This is a genomic window from Pontibacterium sp. (genome assembly GCF_041587635.1).
Lineage (GTDB): Bacteria > Pseudomonadota > Gammaproteobacteria > Pseudomonadales > Balneatricaceae > Pontibacterium.
The window spans coordinates 1-4,466 of record NZ_JBFGYC010000341.1 but is presented as its reverse complement, the minus strand read 5'-3'; the positions used below and the strand labels follow the sequence as shown (position 1 = coordinate 4,466).

Sequence of the window (4,466 nt, the reverse complement as noted above, 5' to 3'; positions counted from 1 at the left end):
AGGGCCCACACCCAGCGTCAGCACTTTTTGAAAGGTTTCAACATTCCTGCAAAGTGCTTTCTCGATTGTGAACCCTCCCGACAGCCAGAGCGCCTACAGGACTTGTTCGCACCTTCCCGAACCGTTTTGGTATCGCCCTCCTCGCTGTCCTGACCCCCAATATCGGGACAGCGAGGGCCCGAAGGGCGATACCCCTCCCGGATACTCTTTTCAGGATCAGTACCATGCAACAAGACAAGCTTTTCACACCTGTTAAATCCGTGGGTGACACCAAGATCTACGATTATGATCCAGATCTGAGTAAACACCCTATTCCTCCCCACTTACACGCGATTCCAGAACAACCCAATAACAAAGTTGACGGCTATCTGATTCGTTTCGAGCGAATCCTGAACTGGATGTTCCGCGCTATGATGATGCTGGCGGGCCTGGGCCTGGCCTTCCTGATGTTTGCTCAGGTCATCATGCGCTATGTGCTTGAGTCGCCATTTACCGGCATTGAAGAAGCCTCCATCCTGCTCGCAGTCTGGATCTATTTCCTCGGCATGGGATACGCCACCCGCGAACGTGAGCACATTCACGGCGGTATTGTCAGCCTGATCGTAAAAGACCCCTATAAGGTCAACATGATCCGCTTTATCGGTTCCATCACCTGCATGATCGCCGCCTGTATCTTTGGTTACTTCGCTTGTAAATACGCAATCAAGGAACTGGACCGGGACCGCCTGAGTATTAACCTGCGCTGGCCGCGTGGCTTATGGAGCGCCAGCATGATCGTCGGTTTCGCGATGATGGTGGGTTACTTCCTGCTCGAAACAATCAACGAATTCCGTGACCTGCGCCGTAAGCACCGCGCTAGAAAATCACTAAACACCAAGGAGGCTGCGCAATGACATTATTTCTTGTCGCTATGCTCGTTGTTGTCATCCTGATCCTGATCGAAATACCGGTGGCATTTGCCTTTGGCATCGGCGCCGTGATGTTTGCGTTCACCACCGGCAACAACATCTCATTCCTGATCCCGCATGGTTTTAAGACGGCCAGCGGCTTTGCCCTACTGGCGCTGCCACTGTTTATCTTTGCCGGCCTGCTAATGGCAGAAGGAGGGATCTCAGAGCGATTACTGAACTTCGTTAACTCCATTGTCGGACGCATCAAAGGCGGACTTGGCGCCGTCACTGTGCTGACCTGCGCGTTATTCGGTGCGATCTCTGGCAGTTCTTCTGCGGCGATTGCTGCGGTCGGTCAGATTATGATTCCGCGTATGGTCCGTGAGGGCTATCCTGCAGGTCATGCAACGGCACTGGTTGCCTGCTCATCTGTACTGGCCTTGCTAATTCCGCCGAGCATTCCAATGATTGTATTTTCAATCACTGGCGGTTTATCGGTAGGCGCAGCATTCCTGTCCACTATCATCCCCGGCGTCCTGCTAACGCTGCTGTACTGCGGTCTGAACATCTGGTTCCTACGCAATAATCCGGATATTCAGGTCGATGCACCACTGCCATTTGCACAAGCCGCAAAAGGCGTTGCTAAGACAGGTTATCACGCAGCCTTTGCACTGTTGATGCCCCTGATCATTCTGGGTGCGATCTACAGCGGTATTGCCACGCCAACAGAAGCAGCCGCGATAGCCGTAATCTACGCGATCCCTGTGGGCCTGTTTATCTACAAAGGCATGTCATTGAGCAGTTTGGGGGCGGTAACCGTACGAGCGGTTACGATGACCGGCTCGATCATGGCGGTGCTGTTTTTCCTGTTCATCATGAGTCGCGCCATGATTCTGGAGCAAGTTCCGCGTGATCTTGCGCTGGCTTTGCTGGAGATTTCTGACAACAAATACGTGATTTTGCTGTTGATCAACCTGCTATTGCTGCTGATCGGCATGATCGTCGATGACATTTCCGGCAGTGTATTGGCAGCCATTATCTTCCTGCCAATCATCAACGAACTGGGTATTGATCCGATCCACTTCGCGGCCGTTGTGGGGGTTAACCTTGGTTTGGGTAATGTTTCGCCACCCTGCGCACCCATGCTCTATATGGCAGGCGGGGTAAGCAAACTGTCGCTTGACCGTTATATCACCCCGACGTTGAAGTTCCTCTGCTTTGGCCACTTGCCGATGGTGTTCCTGGTGACCTTCGTCCCGGAACTGTCCCTGTTCTTGCCGAAGTTATTGCTCGGTTACTAATTGCACTACCTCTCCGCTTAGATCGCTTTACCGCGACATCCTTTGCGTCGTTGTTCTGATACAACGGCGCCTTTTTCCCTACCAGTAGAACCCACCAACGCTTCTTACGGAAGCTAAGATCATCATATCCCAACATATTTTCAAACATAAAAACTAAAAACACCGTTTGAGACCATAGCAACAAAAAGCCACCCCACACAAAAAAATAACGCGCATCCCATTGATACTAATGTTTTTTACATTTTAATTGCGCTTAATCCATTTATCTCGTCTACATTAAATCAAGTTCATTATTAAACGATAAAGAACGAGACGCACTGATATCTATGTATTTTGTGACAACGTTGGGAATGCAGTGGTGTTAAATAAATTGACTGAGCAAGAGAATGAGAAAGGATGCCAGCCTCTTGGCGCTGCAATCTTCCTACCTGCAATTTTTGTCTTCATACTCGGTATCCTGCTATCGCAAAGTGCATTCCACGTTAGCCGGTCCTACGAAGATGAACGCATCCGTGCCGACTTCGCACAATACGCTCAAACCCAAAGCCTGAGAGTTCAGGGACTGATTGAGCAATCAACCATGCTATCAACCTCGTTCGCTGGCCTGTTTGAGGCACGGACACAACCTTCTCGAGAGGAATACCGACAATTCGCAAATACCGTACTGGAGAAACATCAGGAAATTACTGCCGTTCATTGGGCACCTCGCATACCTGACACCCAACGGACGCACTACGAGGCCAGACTGACTTCATTGGGCCTGGCTCCACTAGGGATATTCGATGTATCTGAAGAGGCTGATACAGTCGTCCGAGCCCCTAATCGTAAGGAATACTTCCCCATTTTTTACGCAGAACCTTTAGAACCGAATCGTAAAGCGGTTGGCCTTGATCCATTAGCGCGCCCCTTTAATACCATTACCATCCGCGATGCAGCAAAGAATGGTACCAAAGACACCACACCGCCCTTCCCTATCGTTCAGGACCCTGATGGGCCACTTGCGGTCGCCATGTACCATCCTATCTACAACAATGAAAAGCCTATCAATACACCGACAGAACGCTGGAACGCGCTAAAAGGTTACATCATCCTAATGCTGCGACCGGAAATCCTATTGCTCAAGCTACAGGACGCGTTAAGCACAAGAGATATCGGTATGAAGCTGTTTGATGTCTCTACCGAAGAGCCCATTCAGATCTATCCCCGATTAAGTGCTGGTACAGTGGCGACTAACACGACCGCGCCTAATGTGGCAGACATCCACCCACCATCAATCAAAACCCGCTTCCCCCTCCATATTCCAGGCCGGAAGTGGATGCTAGAACTTCATGCGTCACCTGAGTTTTTATCCGCCAACAGAAGTCAGCAGCCCTGGTTACTGTTAGCCGCTCTGCTTTCTCTCACTCTGATGATCGCGTTGCTCATGGCCAAATCATCACAGCACGCGAAAACCCTATCCGTCTTAAACGCCAAACTCCTCGAAAGACAAAAAGTCCTGGATGAACTGGCATACTTTGATGCACTGACCGGCCTTCCTAACCGTCTACTACTAAATGATCGCCTTAAGATCGCCCTCACCTCAGAACACCGATTGGATAGCTTCTCGGCCATATGCGTTCTGGATCTGGATGAGTTCAAAGAGATCAATGACTGTTACGGTCACCATGTTGGAGACTTAGTTTTAAAGACAGTCGCCGAGAGGCTGCAATCCTTTCTTCGTGAGTCTGATACCGCCGCGAGAGTGGGTGGTGATGAGTTCGTCTTGTTACTCCCCGGCTTTAACGATGCTGAACGGCTACGCGAGCTGTTCTTACGAATAATTAACGGCATCAGCGAACCTATTATGCTGCCGAACGGCATAGACAGTGTTCAAGTGTCGACCAGTATTGGTGTAGCGCTATCGGATAATAGTGACCGGAACATCAAGGCACTTCTCCAAAATGCAGATTCCGCGATGTATCAAGCCAAAAGAGCGGGTAAAGGACAGTACTGTGTTTATGGCACCGACCGCGTGCACATAGCAGAAATAGCGGGATAACATGTAAGCACACTGATCCGCAGGAGACGCCAGGACGATGTACTTCTATCCTCATCCTGATTCCCTCTTAGCCAAAATAGAATTGATATAAGTCAATCTGGAGGGCGCGCACAATTCCGTGCGGTCAAATCATCTTGATTTAGCAGATCAATTGAAGTGGCATAGTGAAGTTTCTGCTGAAGAAGAACTTATAGGCTCTGATGAGTTCCGAACCTCCTGTATTTCCTGTCACGGTGT

The 4,466-nt window shown here is 50.0% G+C and carries 3 protein-coding genes; all 3 read left to right on the top strand.

Features of this window, described 5'->3' with window-relative positions:
- Positions 1-224: 224 nt before the first annotated feature.
- Positions 225-893: a TRAP transporter small permease gene (locus ABYW01_RS14995; RefSeq protein ID WP_372834145.1), complete on the top strand. Its 669-nt coding sequence runs from the start codon at positions 225-227 to the stop codon at positions 891-893.
- Positions 890-2,191 carry a TRAP transporter large permease gene (locus ABYW01_RS14990; protein WP_372834142.1) on the top strand — a complete coding sequence of 434 codons (1,302 nt, stop codon included), beginning with the start codon at positions 890-892 and terminating at the stop codon, positions 2,189-2,191. The genes ABYW01_RS14995 and ABYW01_RS14990 overlap by 4 nt, the downstream gene beginning before the upstream one ends.
- Positions 2,192-2,549: 358 nt before the next feature.
- Positions 2,550-4,229: a diguanylate cyclase domain-containing protein gene (locus tag ABYW01_RS14985; RefSeq protein ID WP_372834138.1), complete on the top strand. Its 1,680-nt coding sequence runs from the start codon at positions 2,550-2,552 to the stop codon at positions 4,227-4,229.
- The last annotated feature ends 237 nt before the right edge of the window (positions 4,230-4,466 follow it).